Origin of the sequence: Paenibacillus silvestris (assembly GCF_009882985.1) — a bacterium.
GTDB lineage: Bacteria > Bacillota > Bacilli > Paenibacillales > NBRC-103111 > Paenibacillus_E > Paenibacillus_E silvestris.
This window is the reverse complement of the sequence record NZ_WTUZ01000004.1, coordinates 94,166-117,346: the sequence shown is the minus strand read 5'-3', so window position 1 is coordinate 117,346 and position 23,181 is coordinate 94,166. Positions and strand designations below refer to the sequence as shown.

20 protein-coding genes are annotated in these 23,181 nt (G+C 44.2%); 3 read left to right on the top strand and 17 right to left on the bottom strand.

Translation table 11 applies throughout. The features are described from left to right. Nucleotides 1-74: 74 nt before the first annotated feature. The 11 genes from GQF01_RS01590 to GQF01_RS01540 all read right to left on the bottom strand — a co-directional run bounded on the left by GQF01_RS01590 (nt 75) and on the right by GQF01_RS01540 (nt 15,590). Entirely contained in the window at nt 75-1,286 is a 1,212-nt protein-coding gene (locus GQF01_RS01590; RefSeq protein ID WP_161405092.1) for an SGNH/GDSL hydrolase family protein, read from the bottom strand. Next, entirely contained in the window at nt 1,283-3,520 is a 2,238-nt protein-coding gene (locus GQF01_RS01585; RefSeq protein ID WP_161405090.1) for an FAD-dependent oxidoreductase, read from the bottom strand. The genes GQF01_RS01590 and GQF01_RS01585 overlap by 4 nt, the downstream gene beginning before the upstream one ends. A gap of 99 nt (nt 3,521-3,619) precedes the next feature. Next, nucleotides 3,620-5,242, bottom strand: a complete 1,623-nt coding sequence (locus GQF01_RS01580; protein WP_161405088.1) for a response regulator — start codon at nt 5,240-5,242, stop codon at nt 3,620-3,622. Then, nucleotides 5,242-6,981 carry a sensor histidine kinase gene (locus GQF01_RS01575; RefSeq protein WP_161405086.1) on the bottom strand — a complete coding sequence of 580 codons (1,740 nt, stop codon included), beginning with the start codon at nt 6,979-6,981 and terminating at the stop codon, nt 5,242-5,244. The genes GQF01_RS01580 and GQF01_RS01575 overlap by 1 nt, the downstream gene beginning before the upstream one ends. Nucleotides 6,982-7,069: 88 nt before the next feature. Continuing rightward, nucleotides 7,070-8,656 (bottom strand): extracellular solute-binding protein, encoded by a 1,587-nt coding sequence (locus tag GQF01_RS01570; RefSeq protein WP_161405083.1) that lies wholly within the window; start codon nt 8,654-8,656, stop codon nt 7,070-7,072. Between the two features lie 77 nt (nt 8,657-8,733). Further along, complete coding sequence (locus GQF01_RS01565; RefSeq protein ID WP_161405081.1) at nt 8,734-9,603, bottom strand: carbohydrate ABC transporter permease; 870 nt, start codon at nt 9,601-9,603, stop codon at nt 8,734-8,736. 12 nt (nt 9,604-9,615) lie between these two features. Then, on the bottom strand, nt 9,616-10,563 hold the full coding sequence (locus GQF01_RS01560; RefSeq protein ID WP_161405079.1) for an ABC transporter permease: 948 nt from the start codon (nt 10,561-10,563) through the stop codon (nt 9,616-9,618). A 168-nt stretch (nt 10,564-10,731) separates the two neighbouring features. After that, entirely contained in the window at nt 10,732-11,544 is an 813-nt protein-coding gene (locus tag GQF01_RS01555; protein ID WP_161405077.1) for a tetratricopeptide repeat protein, read from the bottom strand. 129 nt (nt 11,545-11,673) lie between these two features. Then, on the bottom strand, nt 11,674-12,213 hold the full coding sequence (locus tag GQF01_RS01550) for a hypothetical protein (protein WP_161405075.1): 540 nt from the start codon (nt 12,211-12,213) through the stop codon (nt 11,674-11,676). 576 nt (nt 12,214-12,789) lie between these two features. Next, a complete protein-coding gene (locus GQF01_RS01545; protein WP_328803377.1) occupies nt 12,790-13,443 on the bottom strand; it encodes a response regulator transcription factor in 654 nt (217 codons plus the stop codon). Continuing rightward, nucleotides 13,440-15,590 carry a sensor histidine kinase gene (locus GQF01_RS01540; RefSeq protein ID WP_161405073.1) on the bottom strand — a complete coding sequence of 717 codons (2,151 nt, stop codon included), beginning with the start codon at nt 15,588-15,590 and terminating at the stop codon, nt 13,440-13,442. Before GQF01_RS01540 ends, GQF01_RS01545 begins: the two co-directional genes overlap by 4 nt. Before the next feature lie 201 nt (nt 15,591-15,791). On the opposite strand from GQF01_RS01540, the gene GQF01_RS01535 reads away from it, so the two are divergent. Next, complete coding sequence (locus GQF01_RS01535) at nt 15,792-16,352, top strand: hypothetical protein (protein WP_161405071.1); 561 nt, start codon at nt 15,792-15,794, stop codon at nt 16,350-16,352. Nucleotides 16,353-16,802: 450 nt separating this feature from the next. Here the strand turns inward: GQF01_RS01535 and GQF01_RS01530 are convergent, their stop codons facing one another. Together GQF01_RS01530 and GQF01_RS01525 are read right to left on the bottom strand one after the other, a co-directional pair. Next, nucleotides 16,803-18,578, bottom strand: a complete 1,776-nt coding sequence (locus GQF01_RS01530; RefSeq protein ID WP_161405069.1) for a stalk domain-containing protein — start codon at nt 18,576-18,578, stop codon at nt 16,803-16,805. A 75-nt stretch (nt 18,579-18,653) separates the two neighbouring features. Continuing rightward, on the bottom strand, nt 18,654-18,824 hold the full coding sequence (locus tag GQF01_RS01525) for a hypothetical protein (protein ID WP_161405067.1): 171 nt from the start codon (nt 18,822-18,824) through the stop codon (nt 18,654-18,656). 799 nt (nt 18,825-19,623) lie between these two features. Here GQF01_RS01525 and GQF01_RS37040 point away from each other — a divergent pair. Next, nucleotides 19,624-19,866 carry a peptide-methionine (R)-S-oxide reductase gene (locus GQF01_RS37040; protein ID WP_407945385.1) on the top strand — a complete coding sequence of 81 codons (243 nt, stop codon included), beginning with the start codon at nt 19,624-19,626 and terminating at the stop codon, nt 19,864-19,866. Beyond that, nucleotides 19,812-20,339 carry a peptide-methionine (S)-S-oxide reductase MsrA gene (msrA, locus tag GQF01_RS01515; RefSeq protein WP_161405192.1) on the top strand — a complete coding sequence of 176 codons (528 nt, stop codon included), beginning with the start codon at nt 19,812-19,814 and terminating at the stop codon, nt 20,337-20,339. Before GQF01_RS37040 ends, msrA begins: the two co-directional genes overlap by 55 nt. 246 nt (nt 20,340-20,585) lie before the next feature. Here msrA and GQF01_RS01510 read toward each other — a convergent pair whose 3' ends face one another. The 4 genes from GQF01_RS01510 to GQF01_RS01495 form a co-directional block, all read right to left on the bottom strand. Then, a complete protein-coding gene (locus GQF01_RS01510) occupies nt 20,586-20,906 on the bottom strand; it encodes a helix-turn-helix domain-containing protein (protein ID WP_161405065.1) in 321 nt (106 codons plus the stop codon). Between the two features lie 171 nt (nt 20,907-21,077). Next, a complete protein-coding gene (locus GQF01_RS01505; protein ID WP_407945384.1) occupies nt 21,078-21,530 on the bottom strand; it encodes a GlcG/HbpS family heme-binding protein in 453 nt (150 codons plus the stop codon). 350 nt (nt 21,531-21,880) lie between these two features. Continuing rightward, complete coding sequence (locus GQF01_RS01500) at nt 21,881-22,219, bottom strand: hypothetical protein (RefSeq protein ID WP_161405063.1); 339 nt, start codon at nt 22,217-22,219, stop codon at nt 21,881-21,883. A gap of 140 nt (nt 22,220-22,359) precedes the next feature. After that, a complete protein-coding gene (locus tag GQF01_RS01495; RefSeq protein WP_161405062.1) occupies nt 22,360-22,824 on the bottom strand; it encodes a hypothetical protein in 465 nt (154 codons plus the stop codon). Nucleotides 22,825-23,181: the final 357 nt, after the last annotated feature.

Here is a 23,181-nt window from a genome sequence, read left to right as displayed (position 1 = left end):
GTGAAGATTGCTACACTATCATACCATATCAAACATCTCCCGAATGACATGAAATACACCAAAACGACACTAACCTACACTAATGGCGGCTGTACGAACAACAACTTGCCAAGCTGGATCACTGTTTGATCATACCAATCCGGATGCTGCCGAAAATGCGCGATGCTTCGTTCATTACCACATGCCTCGAACACGGCTACTTTGTCTGTCTTCTCGCTTTCGATTTCGAAGCGAACGGTATGTTTCCCATTCGGGAGCTCCGGCAAGAAAACATACTGATTCCGATTATGATCGTTATACAGTGTGAATCGATCCACAAGGAAGGGATCCCCGCCATCCACCGTCACCTTCAATCTGCCGGAATCTGGCCCCCCGATATCGAACAGTCCAATGTGTGTGCCTTCGAACTGCACCGTGATAGCCTCCCCCGGATCGACCGCTCGCCATAGACCAGCGAACAACCAGTCGTACTCTCGGGCCAAAGCTGAATCATCGGGAGTCACGTAGGACCATCCAGCCGATAAATGGGCATGACCATCCAACGGCAGCATTGTCGCGTACTCCCAAGGATTCGCCGGGACCAAAGAACCCTGCGGCAAGTTATGCTCGAAGCTTCCCAAGGGATCTCGAAGCTCACTCATTTTCTCAAACGACCGAGTGATTGTATCCGTATAAATCTGGTGTCCTTCGGGAATTGTCGGGTGGATCGAATCATGTGTAAAAACAATGGCACCAGAAATGGGCTTATCTGCCCCTGAGGTAAAGATGAGCTTTCCCTCCGACACCAAATGACTAACCGCTACGCCCAAATGAATCGAAGGAATACCGTAATAATCGGCCACTTCCTCCTGCATAAGTGCTCCCTTCTGGTATTCCCCAGACTGAAATATGACCACATCCCGCTCCTTCAGCGTATACACGAACAGGATATCAGTAAACCGGCTCATCTTGCGGATTTGACGGACGATCCCTTCGATGCGTGCCTTGGACTCGGGCACTCCGCCATCGTTGCCCACGAATTCAACAAACACGAGATCAGGCTGATGACGCAGCGCATCCCTCTCCAAACGGGCGCAGCCCAAATCCGATCCCGTTCCGTCAATGCCTGCATTCACACAGCGGATATCCGCCTTGGGATACTGCTCACGAAGCCAATCCGCCGTCATGACCCTGTATCCCTCAGAACGCGTATTGCTGCCGCCAAAATAGACAATTGTCACGCTTTCCCCATTTTCCAACTTCTGAATGACATTAGGCAGTCCTCTTCGAGGGAATAATTCTTTCATTGCGACTTCACCTGACCCTCATTTATCGTTGTAGGAGCAAACAATTTTACAGCAAACACTTCATGATAAGGCGAACCGTAAGTTGCGTAGAAATTAATCCGAATCTGGGTTACACATTGCGCTTCCACCTTATGTTTATTCAATGTGAGGTAATTGCCACGGATTACGATTTCTCTCTTCGTTCCGTCTTCTAAGGTCAAGATCACATCATAATCTTGGATAAGAGACTCGATCGGATCATCAAAATGTTCCAAGTCCAGCTGCGAATTGAAAACCAGATGGATTTCGTCTAGATTTTTGGGACTTGCAAAAGAAAATTCCAACCATTCCCGTCCTTCCGTACATTCGGAAATCCAGCCATTCGGCAGACCGTAAGGTCTGGAGTAGCCGTTGACGACATTCTCGGGATTATACATCTGCTGGGATGGCATCAGGTCCTTGAAACAAATACTCTGATTGAATTTCCTCAGCTTGGACGGCACTTCCGGCTTATAATGGAAGCTAACCGCGCCTGTAATCTTCTCTTCGTTGACATAAACGGCTAACCTGGCCGTACCTTCCAGCACGATGTAGATTTTGTCATCTGCCGGCTTCTCGCAGTCCAAGATCAGCGTAATCCAGTCATCATGACCAGCTGCAATAGGTAGTCGGTAGTCTTTCAACTCGCAAGAAGGTATGTAATTTTCCTTTCGTTCCCCACCGAACAGCTTCACATGAAGTGTTTCCGAATGCTCGGAACTATTTTTAATTTTGATCTGTACGCTCTCCGCCATGGATGTCTGAATCGGCAAGACCAAACATAACCCTTTCTCCAAGGAAATCGTTTCGGTTGGATGAGGATTGGCATAGCTGCGTTGAGAGGAGGCACGAATATGTAATTCGTCAGCGAAGTAGGGATCCAATGCCTCTTGTAGGCCCACAATCGTTTGTCCATCTCGAAGCAGCAGCGATTGCAGCTCTCCCATATGAGATTCGACGATGGCTGCGGGGTCTATCTCATATTTCAAGCATAACGAAGCAGCCGTTCCAACCGCCTGCCCCATACAACCGCAGGTTGCCATTACTCTTGTAGAACCGAAAGCAACATGGGTAGCACTTATATTGCGGCCAGCGAACATGAGATTAGGAATATTGTGGGAAAATAGACTGCGGAACGGAATATTGTACAAGCCAGGTACGAAATTCCATGCTGTAGCCGGCCCCTCATCATAGATGCCTTTAGCAGCATGCAAATCCATATACCATCCCCCGACGGATACCGCATCTACGAAATGCGGCTTTGTGGTAAGATCGTTCTGAGACAGCATGTGATCACCTATAAAACGCCTCGACTCCCGTTTCCCTGGAATTGGGCACACATAATCCAAGATGAGATTGTCCACATCATCAAACTCACCGCTATTTTTGATATAATCCCAAATCCCATAAACCAATTTCCGCAGTTCCAATGCGATGTCTTCATTGTTTGCAATAACATCCAGATGTCCGCCGTATTCCAGCCACCACAATCCGCCGAGTCCGTTGATTTTTCTAGGAAAAGCCCGATGGTTCAAGCCTTTTCTGATACTATCGAAAAAGTCCAACTTCGTAATATCATACGCAAAGCCAGGCCGCTTGTACGGAACGGAATATTCGACGTCACGGGCTTGAAACAGGATCGTATCTCCCATGGTGTAATGATCCGCCACTTCGGGAGCCAAGTCTTCCTTGTATTCATGCCTCGCTTCTCTCCCCCTTCGGAAGAGCGCACCTGCCTGATATCCGACAACCCCGTCTCCAGAGCAATCGATGTAGGTTCGGCTTTCAAACCGGAATTTCTTTTCGGAAGCCAATTGAAGTCCTTCCACCCATTGGATTCTTCCGTTCTCCATTCCGGTTTCATGCACACAGGTATTCAGAAATAGAGAAATGTTAGGCTCATCATAGACCATATCCAACAGGACTGTATCCGAAAGCGAAAGCATAAGTTTCTTGTTATATAGCGGGTTATAGTGAAAAATCCTTAGTTTGAGTTCTTCCACCAACCCGCCCTCACGCGCATAATAGGATGGACTGTTTCCAAGATAAGCCGACCCATTGATATGAACCCTGACCTCGCTGCTGGCATTCCCTCCAAGAACCGGTCGATCATTAATAAGTGAAACTTGCAGTCCTTGACGTGCGGCAGCAATGGCGGCGCATAGCCCAGCAATACCTCCACCTACCACGGTGACATCCGCTTTAATAAGCTTCATTGTGATTACCTCCATGATTAGATACATCTATCATGGTAATCCTTTTGAACCCTGTTTTTTTACATGATTTCGCGAAAAATTCACACATTTTTTGCAACTTTATTTAGACTCATACCGTGTCATTTTTATCCGATATTGTTTAGGTGTATCACCTGTATATTCCTTAAATAACTTACAAAAATACCCTTCATTAACAATCCCGACTTCCTCGCACAATGCCAATAAAGAGTAATCCTGAACGTTTAACAGTTCAAGAGCCAATTGAATTTTCTTACGGTTAATGTAGCTGATAACGCCTTCGTTCATTGTTTTTTTGAAAAGACTGCTAAAATACGATGGAGCTAAATTCACTTCCTCGGCAATAGCCTCCAACGTTAGACGCTGTTTCAGGTTTTTCTCTATAAACCGCATAGCACTCATAATTTCTGCACGATATAAAAGTTGGCCAGCATGCACATATTCGTATGTGAAATCGCCAATATAGGCCAGCTGCTCCCGAAACGCCATGAATTGGGTGGGAAACTCTGCTACATCTGTGGTCCATGTGTTCCCCGGTTTAAATTTCGCAATAATGTCTCTATACAAGTCTCGAAGCATTGGTGCCATGATGGACTTGTGGATTTTATGATCCATAACAAATTGGTTTAAATTCGCAAATTCTTTCTCCAGCCCTTCCTTGGAAACCTTTCGTTGCACCCCTGCAAGGAAATCAGCCAGTTTCTGCTGAAAATCCACCTTTTTGTCATTATGGTATTGAAGCCGATGTGCAGGTGTTTTGACTACTTTCTCTGCATGATAATAGAAATCTTCACTCACATTATTAGCTTCCGTATAAGCTTGTTTAATGGATTCCCAGCCTCGGTGCGGACCGCCAAAAGCGACGGATACCCTTTGATTCAAATATTGATGCAAATGAGAGACGATCTGACTCCCGAGTGTCTGGCAAGCATATTCCGTATCCATCCTACTACGATTATTTTCCCAGGAAAGAAAGCCAATAAAACGATTATCGGAGAGATCCGTAGCTACACCCCGGCCACAATTCATTACCGTTTCTTCAATTACATTCGTAATCGCATATTTCAAGATGTTCTGGTCAACCGCTGAATATTCATCGCGAAAACTTTCGTACAGATTCATTTCAACAATAAAGCAGCAATAGTTGGCTTGAAAGAAATGGAACTGCATACGATGGGCGAAATCAGATGCCCGATGAGAAGGGATTTCGCCTCTAATCAGCTCGTTAAAAAATTGCTTACGAACTCTATATTTATTTTCAAGAACGGATACGTTTAAAGATTGAAATTCCTCTTCTTTTTTCTTAACCTCATCCCAAATTCCGGCTGCTTTATCCAAAGCTCGTTCCAAATCCGCTTCCCGCAGCGGAACCTTAACAATGTACTCCAATACGTTGGCATGAATAGCTCGCTGAGCGTACTCAAATGACGAATAGGCAGTCAAAAGAATATACTGGGTATGGGGCAGCTCCGGCTTTAACTGCTCAATCATGGTGATTCCATCCATTCGCGGCATAACAATATCGGATATTACGATATCTGGCTTAAGCCGTAAGATCTCCTCGATCCCCTTCTGCCCATTATTCGCTTTACCCACCAAATGGAATCGCCTATCCTTATGGGAGAGCTCGCTAAAAAACAGTTCCAATCTTTGGATGATTAGATCTTCATCATCAACGATGAAGCAGGTGTAGTCTCTCACCATCATGCATCTCCTTTCAGCATACCTGCTGGGAATATTGCGCGGACTCGGGTTATTTCATTCGGTATGCTAGTGATTTGCAGCCCGAATTGTTCGCCGTAATGAAGTCTTATTCGACCATGAATATTGTTTAACCCAATTCTTTTCCTTTTTACTTCCAGATCAGTCGGTTCTGCCATTAAAATATGCTTTATTTTATCCGCTGGAATTCCCTCGCCTTGATCCATAACCTCTAACATAACGATGTCGCCCTTCTTGTAAGCGTGAATCGTAATCGAACCTTCGATTTCCCCTCCGTTGTAACCATGGAAGATACTATTCTCAACAATGGGCTGCAGCAGCATTCGAAAAACAGGAAACTCCATTAATCCATCTTCGATATGCTCAATCAACTGGAAGTGCCTGTTATAACGGATGTTCTGGATTGCGATATAGTCCGCTACATTTTGCAATTCCTGACGTAGTGAAACCTTCTCCGAAGCGTCGGCTATCCCGTATTCCAATATGGAAATGAGAGACCCAATCACCACATCTACTTTCTCTATTTGTCCCAGGCGTATGACATTGCTAATAGATCCAAGCGTGTTATACAAAAAATGGGGATTTATTTGCGATTGCAGGACTTGAATCTCCAGCTTCCGCTCAAGTTCATTATGAAGCTCTGCTCGCCGGATCAGTTCCACTATTTGTTGCAGCATACGGTCGAAGGCTCGGGAAAGGTCGCCGAATTCATCATTTCGCTTCATCGTCATTGTCGTTGTCAGATCGCCTTGCTCCACCCGTTTCATTTTTATTTTGAGCGCATAAAGCGGATTCCTTATATATTTGGCAACAAAGAAGGAAATGAACAGGCTTAATAGAAGACCGGCAACCATCAGCCCCATATAATAGGTCTCCAATCTGGACAACGCAGCTTCCAAGCGAGATTCATCGTTGATCGAGATGATGGACCAATTGAATTTCTCTGTCGATTTCTTCAGTATGGAGACCGGTTTGCCATCCTTGGTGTGCAGTTGAAGGCTTTTTCCTGTAGTATCAAGAATTTGTTCCGCCGACATGTCCCCGATTGAAAACGTATGATCTTGAATATTCAGTGGTCCTCTGTTCTCTGAAAATCCGGCAATAATTTTGCCAGATGTGGTAATCAGTGCCAGATTCATTTGTTCCTCTTTATTAATCTTGAACAAGGTTTCTTCAATGGCATTTAGGTCCAAATCGATCGCAATGGCCATAGGAGAAGAAGAGCCATTCAGATATCGCACCATCGTAACTGTCCAGCCGGAATACTTGGATTTATAAGGATCACTGACAAAGGTAGTCCGTTTGTTCTTGTCGGCCGCATCAAACAACGGTTTTCTGTCAGATAAGGGTTCATCAAAAATTCGCGTCAGCGTACTTCCGCCTAGAATGGATAAATCGCTATTGATCAAGTAAATGTTACTGACGTAATTACTATTGAGCTCATACAGCTCTCTTAATTGCTTTTTAATCACTTCCGTATTGTTAATGTTTGCTTTCACTGATGTTTCGACCGAGAACAAGATGGTCTGGAAAGAGGAAAAATTAACCGTTAAATACTGGTCAACCTTGTCTAATATTTGGTTTGTGTAATAAATATCATTCGTCCTTATTTCCTTTTGCACATAGCGATAGGAGAGTTGGCTTATCAAGATGATGCAGCTTAATACAAATGCAAACACGATAAAAAATAGTTTTAAAGGCAAGCTGATTCTTCTTCGCATCGGTTATCTTCCTTTTAAATCTGTATTAAACTAAGAATAGCATAGGACAACAAAGAGAGGGCTATTCATCGCCACTCTCTTTGTTTATTTACTTGATTAGGCCTGTTTCTTTAAACTGCTTAATGGCTGTATCCTTATATTTCTGCATGTCAAACTTGGTATCCAAGGTATTGAGGAAATGATCCCAGTTGGTAAGAGGGTCTTTGCCTGTCATAAACTTGACCAAGCTCTCATTAATGAAACGTGTGCGGTCAGTTGCCAAGGTATCGCCTGGGTCTGCCGTCAATAGATTTCCGGGCAAGGTAGGACCCACATATTTCTGATTGTTCGTGAAAGCTTCGGCCGTCTTCGGATTCTGGAAGCTGAAGTACTCGGCATCATCGCCACGGCGCGGCATTCTATAATGATCAACCCATAGATACTTTTCTTTCATTTCCTTCGATAACTCAGAGGTTTTGTTTTTGACCTTGCCATCCACGATATCCCAATGAATCCCTTTGATCCCGTACGCGAAATTCGGATAGGCTTCCTTGTCCGTAAAGAGATAATCCAGCATAGATAAGATCCGTATGATTTTATCCTTATCCGCTTTCTTAGAAATGGCCCATGAATTGCCCTGAAACGATTTTCTCTCCACGATTTGATCACCATAAGGCCCTTTCATTGGAGGAATGACGATCCATTCCGGCACTTCTCCGCTGATTTCTTTCATTTTCTGCTGATAATCCGGTTCCAGTCTGCGGGCATCTCTAATCATGAAGCCAACTTTACCTTTAAATAACTTTTGGTCCAACAAATCGGGCGTATTCATCGTCACCCAGTCGGGGTCTACAACTTTGGCAACCATCATTTTATTGATGTAAGCAAGCGCTTCCTTCATTTTGGGATCGATAAACAGGAACACCGGTTTGTTGTCTATCACTTCAATGGCTGAGGGCGGATTGACGCCAAACATCCACATTAAGCTATCGAAGCCGTAGGTTTGCAAATTGCCTTCTTTATTCATACCACCGATGAATCCATATGTATCGTTTTTGCCGTTTCCGTCTGGATCTTTCTCTGTAAAGGCTTTCATCACTTCGAACAGCTCGTCAGGGGTTGTCGGCACTTTCATGTTCAGCTTTTGCAGCCAATCGTTGCGGATGAAGAAGCTTCGACTGATGCCGTTTACATTATCATAACCTGGAACGCCAATGGTTTTCCCCAGATATGACGTCGCATCCCAGGAGTCTTTACCGAAACGCTTCTGCAATTCGGGAAATTGATCCAGGTATGGAGTCAAATCCGCAAGAACGCCTTGGTCATAATATTGCGCGAGATCGGACCGACTCTTCAAGAAAATCAAATCTGGAATATCCCCGCCTGCAATGAGCGTATTCAGTTTGGTCGTTGCTTGCCCAGCTTGAGGAATCATCATATCCAAGTCGATATTCACCGCCTTTTCCAACATTTGGCGCTGAATATCTTCATCCCGCGGAGGTATGGGAGCGGCAGCATTGAAAGTACCTTGGTTAAACATCGAAATTTTCATTTTGTTCGCAAATTTGTTTCCCTCGGATTGCGGGCTGCCGGAAGCTGCCGGCTTCACGACTGCTTGGTCCCCACATCCTGACAATAGCGTTCCTAGCCCAACGATAGCCGCCAGAACAGTAAATGAAAGCTTTTTACGTTGCATATTGACCTCTCCTTTTGCTCGTATATATAGTATCATGGTGTCCCCGTAACAACCTAGGTAGGAATAGCCTTTAGCCTTTAGCCTTTAATCGATCCCATGAGCACCCCCTTCGTAAAATGCTTCTGCATGAAAGGATAAACGATCAGAATTGGAACCGTCGTCACAACAACAGCCGCCATTTGCACAGCGAACTTGCTGACCGTCCCGGAATTGGCAATCGAATCAGCGCTTTGTGTTGCGACGTTAAGCAGAATGTTGCGCAAGACGACTTGAAGCGGCATTAGGTTCGAATCATTCAAGTACACAATCGCATCGAAATAACTGTTCCAATGCCCTACTGCGTAAAATAAGGAAACGGTGGCAAGAACGGGCAAGGACAGGGGTAAAATAATCCGCCATAGCGACTGAAGTTCACTTGCGCCGTCAACCCTCGCTGATTCCTCGATTTCAGCAGGCAACTGCTCGAAAAAGCCTTTAATAATCACTAAATTAAAAGCACTAATGAGATGCGGAATAATCAATACCCACGGGCTATCCAATAGTCCCAGCGAGCGAATTAACAAATAAGTCGGAATCAGCCCTCCGCTAAACATCATCGTAAACACAATGAAGATTAAAAATGAGCTGCGTCCTGGTAAATATTTTTTGGATAATGGATAAGCGGCTATGATTGTAAAAAACACATTAAGCGCAGTGCCTACGACCGTTCGAAACAACGTAATTTTATAGGCCTGCCCGATACCATGAGAAATGAATACTTCTTTATAAGCTGTAAAAGTAAAGGTTTCTGGTATAATAACAATTCCTCTTCTTAACACTTCCGATTCTGGCGTCACGGAAACAGCAACCACATATAGAAAGGGAAGCAAGCAAAGTAGGGATAGCACAATAAGAATAATGTACACGACTGTTTGCCATACTTTTTCCCCGATTGTCAGATTAATCATACGAAAACCACCTCACCAAATTTGACCATCGAATTTTTTGGCGAGCTTGTTTGCAGCCACAACTAAAATAAATCCGATGACAGCTTTAAACAATCCCACAGCCGTAGCCAAGCCAATCTTAAGACGTTCCAACCCTTCACGGTAAACCCATGTGTCAATAATGTCGATCTTCTCTTGGTTAAAGCTGTTGGCAAACATGAATATTTGGTCAAAGCCAGCGTCCAGAATATGACTTAATTTAAGAATCAGCATCAGGATAATGACACCTCGAATGCCGGGTAATGTGACATGCCATAGCTGCCTCCATTTGGAAGCGCCATCAATTCGAGCCGCTTCATATAAGCTTGGATCGATTCCTGCTAATGCGGCAAGATACAATATCGCTCCCCATCCAATATCTTTCCATATTTCAGATAAGATGATCAGCAGTCTGCCCCAGGCAGGTTCCGTTAGAAAGGAGATCGGCTGAGCACCGTTTTCCTTCAAAATCATATTAAAAAGACCATCTCCAGGGGCTAATAAGGCCACCATCAGTCCATAAACAATGACCCATGACAGAAAATGGGGCAAATAAGTGATTGTTTGTACGATCTTCTTAAACCATTGGGTATATACTTCATTGAGCAGCAAAGCGAGTACGATGGGAGCGGAGAAACCGAACAACAACTTATACAGCGATATGAGAATCGTATTTCTCATGATGTCCCAGAAATAAACGCCGTTAATAAAATCTTTAAAGTTTTTCAATCCCACCCATGGGCTATCCCATAGCCCCAAAGCCAGGTTATAATTTTTGAAAGCAATCATGATTCCCGCCATAGGAATGTATTTGAATACAGCAAAGTAAACTAATGCCGGGAATAAGAGAGCATACATCACTTTATGCCTTTGTATCGTTCTTATCCATGAGTTCCGCTTATTGGGGAAGAGAATGCCGTCCTCTGCTAATTTCGCTTGCATATCATCACCTCGTCTTTATTTCTATTTGTATCATAGCATCCCCCTATCGGATAAATTTCTGTGATTTCAAGAATTTCTTATAAGATATTAAGTAAATGGGGCCTTGGGAATGGATTGACGCACGCGGAAAAGGCAGCCATTTGGCTGCCTTTTTGTGTTCATACTAAGCTATTCTACGCTCATCTCTTTAGCTGCTTCGGTAATTTCGATACGTGTCACTGTTGTAAGAAAAGATAACTCTTTACCAAGCGCCTGCTTAATTTGCTCTGCGGCCTCTTCTTTCTTCCCGAGTTTTTTAAGGGTCAGCGCATAGTAATAGTAAGGCTCGGCGCGTTTCGGTGATTTGGACATCAGTTTCTCGAACATCGCCTCTGCCTCCGTCATTTTGCCAAGCATGTAATAGTTCAATGCGCAGTTGTCCAGAATCGTCTGGTCATCGTTGTTGAATGCATATGCATCGAGATTGAACTCTAGCGATTCGTTCAAGTCGACGTGCATCAGCTTGAAATAGCCCAGATTGCCGTATACCAGCGTGTTTTTGTATTGTTCGAACACGCCCTCCAGTTCCTTGACGCTTTCGTTCCGCTTTCCTTGCAGCCAGTATGCGGTAGCCAAATTGCAGCGAGCCTGCATCTTAATCTCATGATTCGAGGTGCGGCCAAGCAGCTTCTGCAGCACAGCCTCCGCTTGCTCCGAGTCGCCTGTCCTCATTAGCAAATAGGCGTAGCCGATCTGATGCTTCTCCGGGCACGGCTTGCTTGCATATGCTTTCCGGTACCAAGCAAGTGCTTGCTCGAACTGGTCGGCCATGAATGCCGAACTGCCGCGAATGGTATAGTAGCTCGCTCTGGAGGCGTACACCATTCCTCCAACCATAACGATAATTACTCCCCACCCGAGCAACGTATGTAAGCGAAATGCGATAATCAGAATCAGTACAAGTACGGCGCCAGTAAGCGCCAATTTGATAAGTGGCTTCATTAAACCATCCCCTTTTCGTATTTTCTATAATAGCTGTAAGCGGAGATCTAGCCAAAGGTAGTCTAAAAAAATTACATAGGTTATTGCTGATGCTATATGATTTCGGAGCATGGCAGAGTAAACTATTTATTAATTAATATAGCCTGACTCTAACAGAGCCTGGACATAATATAGAAATTCGTGATTTTCCAGATTACATTTATCTGAATCAATTCCTTTAAATACAACAAGCTCATTTAATAATTTATTGCTTCTTCCTTGAAGTGTAAAACCGCTTATATACTGATTTTCGCTTTCAAGAATTACGTTTATTCTTTTTCCTTGATTCATTTCCATCGACATTTCTATTCTTTTACTATCTGTATCATCATCATTAAAATTATGCTTTTTTAAAAATTCAATCATAATAAAGTGGTCTACCTTTTCTTTAGCACTATATAAGCTATTGAGAACTTCTTCATTTTGAATTGTATAACACTTACTTATTTTTTCGTATTGAACATGTATGTCACCTTTTAAATCCTCAAAATCCTTTTTATCAAGTTCAATTGCCATATACTTTTTCTTTAATATATGATCAACTTCCTGTAAGGAATATTTATATGGTATTTTCAACTCTTCGTATTTCTCCATTAACTCCTGCATATAGGAATACAATTTTGTTTCCAAAAAAACTCTCCTTTGTAGTATCTTTGATTAATTCTCGCGTTCAACCTAAATAATAACATAAGTTAATATAAGTAAGCCGAGGTATAGTTAAATAAATCTGCCCTTTAACGTAATGAAGATGCCGCTCGTGTCGGCATCTTCGTCATTCAAATATAGTTACCCGTTAGCTTAACAGCAACCACGAACAAAATCTTTTCACTTTTTGATAAACCGGTCATTCTAAAGCATCCGTATTACCTTTGTTTGTTCTTAGAAAGGAAAGAAATTTCGAACGACACCTGTATTTAGGTCTAGTATTAATGCTATTAGAAATGCTCCCTCACATCTTTCAACACTTTTTCAAGGATGAGTTTGGTATCAGGCATGAGTTTGTTCTTCAAATACTCTTGAGTAAGGGACAGCTGTATGCGATAAAGTCATCGGTCCGATTCAATCGATTGAGATCGTCCTGTAGACGATGGATAACATCAATTGCAATTAGGAAGAGCTGAGAGCTGACGATCTTCTTTTCAAAAATAAACCTTGTTCAACTCGTAGTGATTCAGGCTCTTCTGCACTTATGTTGTAGCAGTGACATTACTTTTCGAGATCTGCTGCTTCATGAAAATTCCTCAGCACCTTTTTGGCTTCGTGACGGTCTTGAACTTGAAGCTTATTTAATATATTCGTGACATGGTTGGCAATCGTTTTCGCGCTTAACTGAAGACGGGATGCAATTTGTCCGTTCGAGTATCCATCCGCGATCAACTCAAGAACCTCTGTCTCTCGGCCAGTTAGTTCGGAGAGCGCCGGATTTAACGGCTGTGGCTGCTTAGGCATCGTGAAATAATGCATCATGCGTGCTGCGATATCGGAGCTGAAAACTGCACCACCGCCCCCAACTATTCGAATGGACTGCAGCAGCTCCATCTCCCCAGCATCTTTAAGTACATAACCTCGTGCTCCCATTTGCATGGCCATAAAAACAGACTTGTCGTCTTTTAGCATCGTTACGATGAGTATTTTTTGCTCAGATTGCTTTTCCCTAATCATTCTTGTCGCTTCGAGACCGTTAATGCCCGGCATCCGAATGTCCATGACAATGACATCAGGCTGCAGGTAAAGGGCCAACTGCACCGCTTCTTCCCCGTTTGAGGCTTCTCCTACTACCTCTAAATCTTCTGTAGTTCCAATTAGGTTGCGCACACCTCCGCGAAATAGCGGATGATCGTCTGCGAGCAAAATTCTCACTTTATTTCCTCCCCACGCAGTAGCGGCAGCAGCGCCATTACACGCGTACCGCCTGTTTCCAATCTTTCAAATATACATTGGCCGCCAAGCTCTCCCACTCTTTCGCGGATTGACGTCAGTCCAATGCCCCCATTTCCTGACGACTTCAAAGGAACAGGAATGCCTTTCCCGTTATCAATGACTTCGACTTGCAGCTCCTGCGCCGGGGTTAACCTTATATATACATCACAAGCCGTTGCTTCAGCATGTCTTATGACATTAACTAATGACTCTGTTACGATCCGATACACCGCTACCTCCACCGCTGCCGGCAAAACTGGGAGCGCCTCCAACACATGTAATTTCACACATGTTGGTTCATTATGCAGTGTAGCAGCCATTTGACCGGACGTCTTCAAGATCTCATCAATTCTTGCCTCGATAGAGCCCAACAGCCCAAACTCATCCAGCGTCGGCGGGCGCAAATCGTGTACCATTGTACGGATTTCGTTGACTGTCGTTCGAATGACCTGCCTCAGTTCCCCTAGTAGCTCGATCGCCGTATCCGGACTTTTTCGAATATATTGTTCTGCTGCCGCTACATTAAACGCGAGCGACATCAGACGCGGTGCAAGATCGTCGTGAAGATTTCTTCGGATTTGCCGTCTCTCTTCCTCACGAGCAAGTACCAATCGTTCGCGCGATTCCTGCAAATCTTTGGCCAATAGTTTCATACCAGCTGTCATATTTATATTTTTGGCGATTGGCACTGCCTGGCGAAGCAAAATATCCAGCAACTTGTTGTCTTCCGTGCTGAAGGACTCTCCTGGTGAACGACTCGACAGCCATAGAGTTCCTAGCTCTTCACCACTGTGGATAAGAGGGAAAACGTGCATATCATATTTCTTTTCTCCGATGGATACCGCCATCGTCTCCTGACCGTTCATTCCGATCGAGATGCCAACATGCGGAAGCCGAAGCGCATCTTGAATCGTTTGAGCGACAGCACCTAGCACCCGTTCGGGCGCCATCGGTTTTATCAGGCTGTCTCCTAATTCGACTAGCACGGCAAACGGGTCATCATGCCTGCCTTTCATCAACCGATTCACGATACGCTGAAGCCACTGCTTCAACGGTGCAAAGAGAATAGCGACGATAGAGGTTGCGATAAGGGAGATGATATAACTCTTCTCCGTCCGAAACACGCTGCTTAAATATAGGACAGATGCGGAGTAGACGAGTACGATGGCAAGGGACAAGACACCGTAGACAATTGTCCGACTGAAGAGGGGATCTATATCCCATAGGCGATGACGAAGGATAGCAAATGCAAGTGTCAATGGAATAATGGCAACAAATATATGCAAAGCGATGGTTAAATAAATGTAGGAAACCGGGCTGAACATCGCATCTGAAACAAAAAAGGCTCCTACTCCAAAAAAACCAAGAAACGAAATTGTGACGCCGTACACGACCCATTTCGTCTGCTGCCGCTGCTCGGCATTGGAAACTTTCCTAAATCGATAAAATTGCGAATAAATGATACTGCCGATGGCGGTCAAATAGTACAGGATCCTCTCTGTACCGGACCATTGGTGCAAATTGATACCTGTGTCTGGGAATAGGAAGCTGGCAAGCTGAACCACGCTAAATGGAACCCAAACGTAGAGTGTCCAGGAAGGTGCTAGCTTTCCGCTCGGAAACAATAAGAAAAACAAAAACAACGATATCCAGCCAACTGTGCTGATGCCATCTGGCCACCTCAGCAGCACCTGACTTCCTTCTGAAGCAAGATAGACGAGCGAGGGAAAAGTAGTACCATACGCTACGAGGGCGAGCACGGCGAGCTTCCCCATCCTCTCTCGCCCGCTCTTCCAAAGGATGATGCCCGAACCCGTATAAAAAAGGAAAGCAAGCCCACAGTCCATCGCTACGATAATCGCTGCATACGAATCGACCGTTAGGCTGCTCTGATTCAGCACCTCCGTTGTAGTTAGCGGGGGAGCCAATGAACCGCACGACTGCAGGATGCAAGTATTTCGCAGCTTTTCATAATAGTCAGAAATACTGCTAATGAAAAAAACAACGATTATGGCGCTAATTGCAACCATAAGCGCCTGCAATAGCCATTCCATTTGACCGCTGAGTTTCTTGCTTATCTGCCTCATATTTCCTCCTAATCGGGCAAGTTTGCTATATGGAAATTATAACCCCTGACCCAATATCTGTATATGACTTGCGGTTTACTTCCCGAATCTACCCATAAATCTTCCTGTCTCCGCTAGGTAAGAGGTACTCTCGTTGACGGGAACGCTCATTTGGTACAATTCGTTACAAGGAAGTCAATAAACAGTTGGAGGTTGGTCAAAATGACTGTAGAAAAAGTAGTGAAATTGCTCGGATTTATCTGTTTTTTAGCTGGAATCGTACGAATCGGAATGACACCCTCCTCGCTCATCTGGGGAGACGACAGCGCGCCGGAAGTGATCTGCGGGTTTATCGCTTGTATCCTCATGGCCGTCAGTTCCATTGCACTGTATATGGCACAGTCTAAAGAGACTGGCGTATTGGGTTTTATTTCCACATTCCTTATCATGGTCGGCAATTTGCTTGTTGCATCTAACTTTTACGGTCTGTTCGCATACGGCAAATATGCCGAGAAGGGACAGTTATTCGTTGATCTTACTGGTGCTGTCTCCGGTATGGGCATGCTGCTCGGAACTATCATTCTGATGATTGTTACTTTCAGAGCAAAAGTATTTCCTCGTTGGACGATTGTCCTATTTATACTGATGCTCATATCGTTCGGAATGCCGGGGCTTGAGAAATGGTTTGCCTTTTTCTGGGGCTTAGTGTATGTAGGAATGGGCTTTATGATATGGACAGGAAATTATTTCCCAAAGGTGAATACGAAGGAATTAACCGCTTAATTACAAACAAGGAACTCTGGCCGTGTGTGGTCAGAGTTTTTTTTCTTTTTCAGCTCAATGTAATATATGACCACTCATATTTGAGAAGAAGCTACGCCCCGCAAAGCGTGAAAATTCTTAATTCTCCTCCCGGAGTCTCCAGTATCCACTTCCGCACCACAATACCCATTAACGATGGAACTATCATTTAAATTAGTATAACAACGGCTGTCCTAGGGAAGTCGTTTCATGTCTTAATCAAAGTTCACCATATCGCTCCCTCTACATCAAAGAATTCTTGGCTGCTGTTCCATTTCTGCACAGCTTCTATTGCCTACGTCTTTCTAGGCGAGACTCATCACAAGTACTATTGTCGAAGTAATTTTACGTCTAGACACTGTATGCCTATGCGCACGCAAGCATGCAAAAAGGCCGCCTTTCGGCAGCCCTTGCGCTTGAATGCACCTCTTTTTAAGGTATCTTAACGAGGAGTTCACTGAGATAATTGGTTGTGGACACTCCTTTAGGAGGTCCGAATTCGAACTCTACAGACTCTGCATATTTATCGGAAGAGTCACTTATCTGCAAGGAAATTGGTGCATGCCCTTCAGGCACCCATCTGGCAGTAGCCTTGTAGCGGCCAATCGGTATTTGGTCAACGCCTGCTCCATCTAAAATCGGACCTCCGCGCTTCGTTATCGTATGACCTACACTGCCATCGAGCAGCAGACCAACCGGTGTCAGCGTTACTTCCAGATCACTCATATCAAACTCCGGCAGCGAATCATCCGATGATGTAAAATGCGGATAAATATAAATCTGTCCATTAAATTTACTCCATGTAAAATTACGGACGGCTCCAGTGCTTCCCGAGAGTGGAAGATCTTTGTCAGCGTCTAAATGAAACGTGTAATTCATTCCGTTAAATGATTTAGTTATATCAGCGCCAATATGCCATGAAGTAGCTAAGGGAGGTAGCTCAATCCGATAGTGTCCCGATTCATCAGTAACGCCAAGGATATTGCTGTCATAAAGCATTGTGTTATCGGCAAAAACGACAATATCAGGGATGGGGTAACCTTTTGCATCTCGCACATAACCTTTGACGACATATGGTTCAGCCACCTCTTTGACAGAATCGGGAATTTGAGCAGGAGAAGGAACCGGTGATGGTATTGGCGTCACTTCTGCTTCATCAATCCGAACTGTCGCCTCGTTGCCACTCATGGAGTAAGACACCTGATACCCGCTGTTTTCCGCTACAAAGCGCAGCGGTACTAAAGTGCTGCCATTCAGGATTTGGGCTGGGACATCCAAGCTCACATTCTTTCCATTCACGATTGCGGTGGTGCTATTAATTGTCAATTCAATCGTGAGACCTTCCTTGATTCCAATCGCCTTTTGGGACCATTCAGTTTCCTTCCACTGAACCTCGAAGCCAAGCGTTTCAAATAATTTACGGAACGGGACGAGTGTTGAGCCATCTTTCAGTATCGGTCTTACTTGGTCAAACTGAAGCTCTTGGCCATTGAAAAGCACATGAATCATCGGACTTTCTGAAGATGGAGCTGGGGTTGGTGTCTGGGGTGTTGGCACAGGTTGCGGAATCGGTGTAGGTGTTGGTGTTGGTGATGGTGTCGGGCTTGACGAGCCAGTAGTATCCCCTGTGGTCATTGGGCTTTTGTATTTTATCGGTTTGGACGCAACTGTACCTTGCGGAGTCGAAATTTCTAAAACATAATATTGCGTTTCCTTGATCGTACCGTTATCGCTAGCGTACAGGTCTAAGTTAAGCTCACCCTCGAATTCACCGACAGGTTCTTTAATATCCTTACGAAATCCTGGGTTGATAATGATGCTCTCATGTGTTGTACCGTTTGACGATGTAACAGTTTTATCTTGTACAATGCCAAGCAGCCACCCGGTTGTTATATGGTTCGTTCTCCATACCCCTTGGTAATTATCCTTACCATAAGCATCCGTGGAACGTAGTACGACGGAATTGATAACCGTATGATGAGCTAGGCTCAGCCGCAGCTTGAAGTGACCGTCCTTGTTTCCTTCAGGCGTAAAATCAGCTGCACCTATAATATCGGATGACGTATCAAGAAGGCCGAACTCCTTGATCTGCACACCTGCAGGAGGCGTCTCGCCAAAAGCGCTGGCGATGCTGCCGAACGCCAAACTGCCTGCCAACAAAAGAGTGACTGCTGAAGCTTGTTTTCGTTTTCTGAATTTCAATGCCATAGGTTCAATTCTCTCCTTTTAAAATACAATGTCTTTATTCAAATAAGTCCAGTTAACTGCTACTTACACTTACACTTACGCTTCCGGTCTGGCTTCTGGTTTGGCTGCTAGAATCAGTCCCGGTTTTGTGATTTTCATTGCCTCTGGCTTCGCTTCAGGCTTAGCACTAACCGTTGCGGGAACCGCAATTGACGCAAGCAATGCAATCCCTAAAACCCATTTCAATGCTTTGTTACCTCTAATCATCGCTATAACCTCCAACCTTTGAGTTTGCTTTCTGGATTTATCATACAACACGAGCAATTCACTTTTCTTGAGACACAGCTGGGAAATGCTTGGGAAAAACTCGGGAAATAACTGGGAGGGTTTATGGGAGTATAGACTAAAAAAGCGTTCACCCGGTTAAGTGAACGCCTAATTACATCGAAATTATATTTGTCACTTCAAGACTTATTTGTAAAGCAATACTGGTAACACCACACGCACAATGACATGCATATCAAAGCACGCGCGCACACAGCACGCACGCCACCAACACACTGTTGGGTGACAAATAAGTTTTGAAGTGCTAGAAGCCAGAAAACTCAAGGGTTTGCTAGCTTTTCTTATAAAATCGATTTACAAATTAAGTTTTGAAGTGGTGCTTTTGGGCAAAAAACCTGAATTACAAATAAGTTTCGAAGTACTTCTTACAAACTATTATCTTCAGTCTTATCAATGCGATGGAAATGATATAGATTCAATAATAGAGAGATATTCAACGTAGAATGTCTGTCAGATACTATCACTAGAATAAGGAGTGAGAAAAAAATCCCCGCTTTTTTAAGGGGAATGCAAAGTCATCTTTTATATTCAGAATTCAGAGTACACGTTTTCCTTTTTATGGTAAGATAGTTCTTCAACAGTAAAAAACAACAGGTTTGAGTCACTCATACCGCGGGTATAATGGTTGAGGATCTAACGAAGCTCTAAGTTAGTTAGAAAAACATTGCCTTTCCAATGCGGTTATGAGACATCCTAGACACGGAGCTTCGAGTCCCATGAGATGATAAGGACCGAGGTTAGATCCACTCACGGCGATAGCTATCTCGGTCACGTCTTTCCGGATGGTTGGGCTAATCGCGATAGCCTACGCTACTGCATCAATTCCGCGTGCTCCGATTCATCCATCGCGGCGACACGGAGAGCGAGGACTACGGCAAATATCTCGATCAGATTGAGGAGGTTTTTAACATGCATCAGCGCGCTGTACTCGCTGGAGGATGCTTCTGGGGAATGCAGGACTTGATCCGCAAGCTTCCCGGCGTCGTCTCAACTCGCGTCGGCTATACTGGCGGTGACACTTCGAATGCGACTTATCGCAACCACGGCACTCATGCGGAGGGGATCGAAATCGTCTTCGATACAGCGGAGACGAGCTACCGGCGCATTCTGGAGTATTTCTTTCAAATCCACGATCCTACGACGCGGAACCGCCAGGGCAACGATATCGGCACAAGCTACCGTTCGGCGATCTACTATGCGAGCGACGAGCAGAGAAAGATAGCGGAGGAAACGATCGCCGACGTGAACGCGTCAGATCTGTGGCCGGGCAAGGTCGTCACCGAAGTGACGCCTGTCGGCGACTTCTGGGAAGCAGAGCCGGAGCACCAGGACTATCTGGATCGCTACCCGAGCGGCTACACCTGCCACTTCCCGCGTCCTAACTGGGTCCTTCCCAGGCGGGAGGCCGGTGGCGCTCCGTCAAGTAGGCAACAATGAAATATGAGCACTAAGCAGCCTTAGTTCGGTACTCCACCGAACTAAGGCTGTTTACTTTCTTCTCTAAAACCGCTTGTGGTTGTAAAAGTGAATGTACCGGTGGACCTCATTGATGAACTGTCCCCCAACATAACCACCAACACACTGTTGGATGACAAATTAATAAAAACAGTGACACGTTGAACTAACGTCTCCGAGGGAGCTCCATACAGCAAGTCCAAAAGATAGGACTTGCCTTACATTTTGTTATTGGATAATTACAGCTTCAGTTTTTGTAAGCCAACTGTCAATAGCTTTCAATGGGAAATATATTGTATTCCCAATTTTCACATAAGGGATTTGACTTGTAGTTGTAGCCCCCATGGATTGCGGTCCCAGTTTGTCTACAGCAGTTTCACTAATACCTAGGTATTGGGCTAATTCAGAACGGGTTAAAAGCTGATTCTGACGATTAGAAGATGGAACCTCAACGTTATTTATGTTAAATGAATTTGAAATGAGCCAGCACCCAATTATTAAACAAACACCTAAAAATACAATGGACAATGCATTTACAGAATTTTTCATTTTCCTCCTGCAATATATTTTTTTCTTATTCGTCCACGTACTAATAAACTCCTTTTACAAGGTAGTTATTATTTAAATATTGTATTACGAATGCTGCCTGCTAGCGTAACGAAAAATGGAGCAGCTGTCACTGGCAAACTACCACTTGATGCGTTGAACTAACGTTTTTCGTTAGTTTAATGGTGAGACCATTATTTTGGGAGTTCCGTAATGACTAGCGGTGAACGCTTGAGCGGCGGCATTGGCCACTTCCATGTCTTGCACTATGGTGCCTCCTGCGACGCCGATACCGCCGACGATCATGCCTTCGCGGACGAGTGGGATGCCGCCTCCCAAGATGGTGACCCTCCCTTGGTTCGTTGTGTTGACCCCATAGTGTTGACCGCCAGGAAGCGCTGACTGGGCTAAGTTAGCCGTGGGCATTTGCATGGCTACACTCGTCCAGGCCTTCCCCTGAGAGATTTCAATCCCTGCGATCCGGGCATGGTTCATCCGGTGGAAGGCGACCAAGTTCGCCTCGGCGTCGACGATTGCGATATCGAAGGAGAGTCCCATTTGACGGGCTTTCTGTTCCGCAACCGCGAGCAATTGTTTGGCAATTTCCAATGTAAGCAACTCAATCACTCCTTGGGTTTCGATGCTTCCATATTGTATGGGTCATCACCCAAATTGGGAACGAATCCCTCGTTATTATTTTTCAAATCGCGGCTTCTTTGACCCAAGCCTTGGGTTCAGGATGCCAGCTACGTGAGTGCCAAGCTGGCATTTACCAAATCCCTGAAGAAGCTCCAGTAGTTAACTTAAATCTTTTCTCCACATGCAACACACATTTGGGCTTGTGGTGTTCTTAGTGGTTTTCCACATTTCCTACATGATCTCCGTACTGCGAAATTCTATGATACATTATAGCGCTGTTGAACTGTTCATGGATTGATTCAAATATTGTTCACCGTTAGCGTAACGCCGTTTCTGATTTAAAATGGATTGTCATATCTCCACTCGCTTACCAATCTTCTGAAATCATCTAAATACTTACTGAGTTGTATCTCAAGATTTTTAATTCCGATAATGTTTACCTCATGAACAGAGTCGAATAGTTCGTCATCGGTAACATCCCAATCATTATCTAGATATTCTGAAGGCACCTCATATTTTCTCAAATAGAATCTAGTCGAGTTAAGCTCTATCTTAGTTAAGAATTTCTGTTTATTTATAACTTGTACTTTTAGAAAAGCACGATTCATTTCAGAGTTAGCCTCAAGTTCACAAGCTAGTCCAATCCCCGTCAATAAATTATTAATTTGACGTATCAAAGACCTGCACACTCCTCACTTCCTCCACTTTTTTCAACAACAGTTAAACACTTTATTATTTTATATTGGGTCAACAGCCGAGCATCTGCTCCAGCTTATTGAACTAACGTTATTCGTTAGCGGAATACTTTGCTTATCTTTTAGTCCCAAAAATTAAAAATGACATCTCCAACGGTTTTAGGTTTCCAATGAAAAATCTGGCTTAATTCGGCCTCGTTTAGGCTGTTTTCAGTTAATAAGGAATTAGTTCTGTCATCAAGTTCTAATTGTTGATTTGTTTCGATAGCAGACAGTACCCTAAATCTGTCATTTAAAACACTAACCATATTTGAAAGTGTATGATCAATAAACTCAATCTCGAAGTATTGCACTGAAGAAGCGAACGCTACCATGGGGTATGAACTGTTTAACAAAATGAAAATGCTTTCGTTATGTAAATTAAGCTCTGTTTTATAGAAATTTTGCGATGCATGTGGTTCTTCAAAGGACAGGATCTTCCCGTTAGAATAGTTTGCCAACGAGTAACAAAGCCTTTTGAATTGTAAAGAATCAACCTCTGGCAAAGCATCGACATTAAATCCAGTGATGCCATTGAGAAGTAACATAGCAGTCACCTCCCTCTTTATTCGTTCTCCTACACACTATTTTAATTTTAACACATATTGGAAGTAACCTGCCCGTTAGCTGAGAACGACCAACGGACCCGTTGTTCATATCGAAAAAAGGTGCAACATCCTCAATTTTTTTGAGTTTGCTACACCCTTTTCTATTTAACGTTTTTCAGTGGCCTCCCCCGCCCGTGGGCTCTTTGCCTATTCCCGGCAGCCCAACAGTTGTTGACGCCGCAAGCCAACGAGTATATTCGAGAATTTTTTCATATTTTTTGTTCTCATGGACCCTTACCCATCTAATTTTCATGTTCCTCAGCCCCATCGTGCTCCTTGCTTCCAAATTTATTCAGC

Bases quoted from the DNA above. Each gene is read 5' to 3' on its own strand.
- GQF01_RS01560 (WP_161405079.1), bottom strand. From the start codon at position 10,563: ATGCAAGCGAAATTAGCAGAGGACGGCATTCTCTTCCCCAATAAGCGG.
- GQF01_RS01570 (WP_161405083.1), bottom strand. From the start codon at position 8,656: ATGCAACGTAAAAAGCTTTCATTTACTGTTCTGGCGGCTATCGTTGGG.
- GQF01_RS01495 (WP_161405062.1), bottom strand. From the start codon at position 22,824: ATGTTACTTCTCAATGGCATCACTGGATTTAATGTCGATGCTTTGCCA.
- GQF01_RS01575 (WP_161405086.1), bottom strand. From the start codon at position 6,981: ATGCGAAGAAGAATCAGCTTGCCTTTAAAACTATTTTTTATCGTGTTT.
- GQF01_RS01540 (WP_161405073.1), bottom strand. From the start codon at position 15,590: ATGAGGCAGATAAGCAAGAAACTCAGCGGTCAAATGGAATGGCTATTG.
- GQF01_RS01590 (WP_161405092.1), bottom strand. From the start codon at position 1,286: ATGAAAGAATTATTCCCTCGAAGAGGACTGCCTAATGTCATTCAGAAG.
- GQF01_RS01525 (WP_161405067.1), bottom strand. From the start codon at position 18,824: ATGATTAGAGGTAACAAAGCATTGAAATGGGTTTTAGGGATTGCATTG.
- msrA (WP_161405192.1), top strand. From the start codon at position 19,812: ATGCATCAGCGCGCTGTACTCGCTGGAGGATGCTTCTGGGGAATGCAG.
- GQF01_RS01530 (WP_161405069.1), bottom strand. From the start codon at position 18,578: ATGGCATTGAAATTCAGAAAACGAAAACAAGCTTCAGCAGTCACTCTT.
- GQF01_RS01565 (WP_161405081.1), bottom strand. From the start codon at position 9,603: ATGATTAATCTGACAATCGGGGAAAAAGTATGGCAAACAGTCGTGTAC.
- GQF01_RS01580 (WP_161405088.1), bottom strand. From the start codon at position 5,242: ATGGTGAGAGACTACACCTGCTTCATCGTTGATGATGAAGATCTAATC.
- GQF01_RS37040 (WP_407945385.1), top strand. From the start codon at position 19,624: ATGATAAGGACCGAGGTTAGATCCACTCACGGCGATAGCTATCTCGGT.
- GQF01_RS01510 (WP_161405065.1), bottom strand. From the start codon at position 20,906: ATGAAAAATTCTGTAAATGCATTGTCCATTGTATTTTTAGGTGTTTGT.
- GQF01_RS01585 (WP_161405090.1), bottom strand. From the start codon at position 3,520: ATGAAGCTTATTAAAGCGGATGTCACCGTGGTAGGTGGAGGTATTGCT.
- GQF01_RS01555 (WP_161405077.1), bottom strand. From the start codon at position 11,544: ATGAAGCCACTTATCAAATTGGCGCTTACTGGCGCCGTACTTGTACTG.
- GQF01_RS01535 (WP_161405071.1), top strand. From the start codon at position 15,792: ATGACTGTAGAAAAAGTAGTGAAATTGCTCGGATTTATCTGTTTTTTA.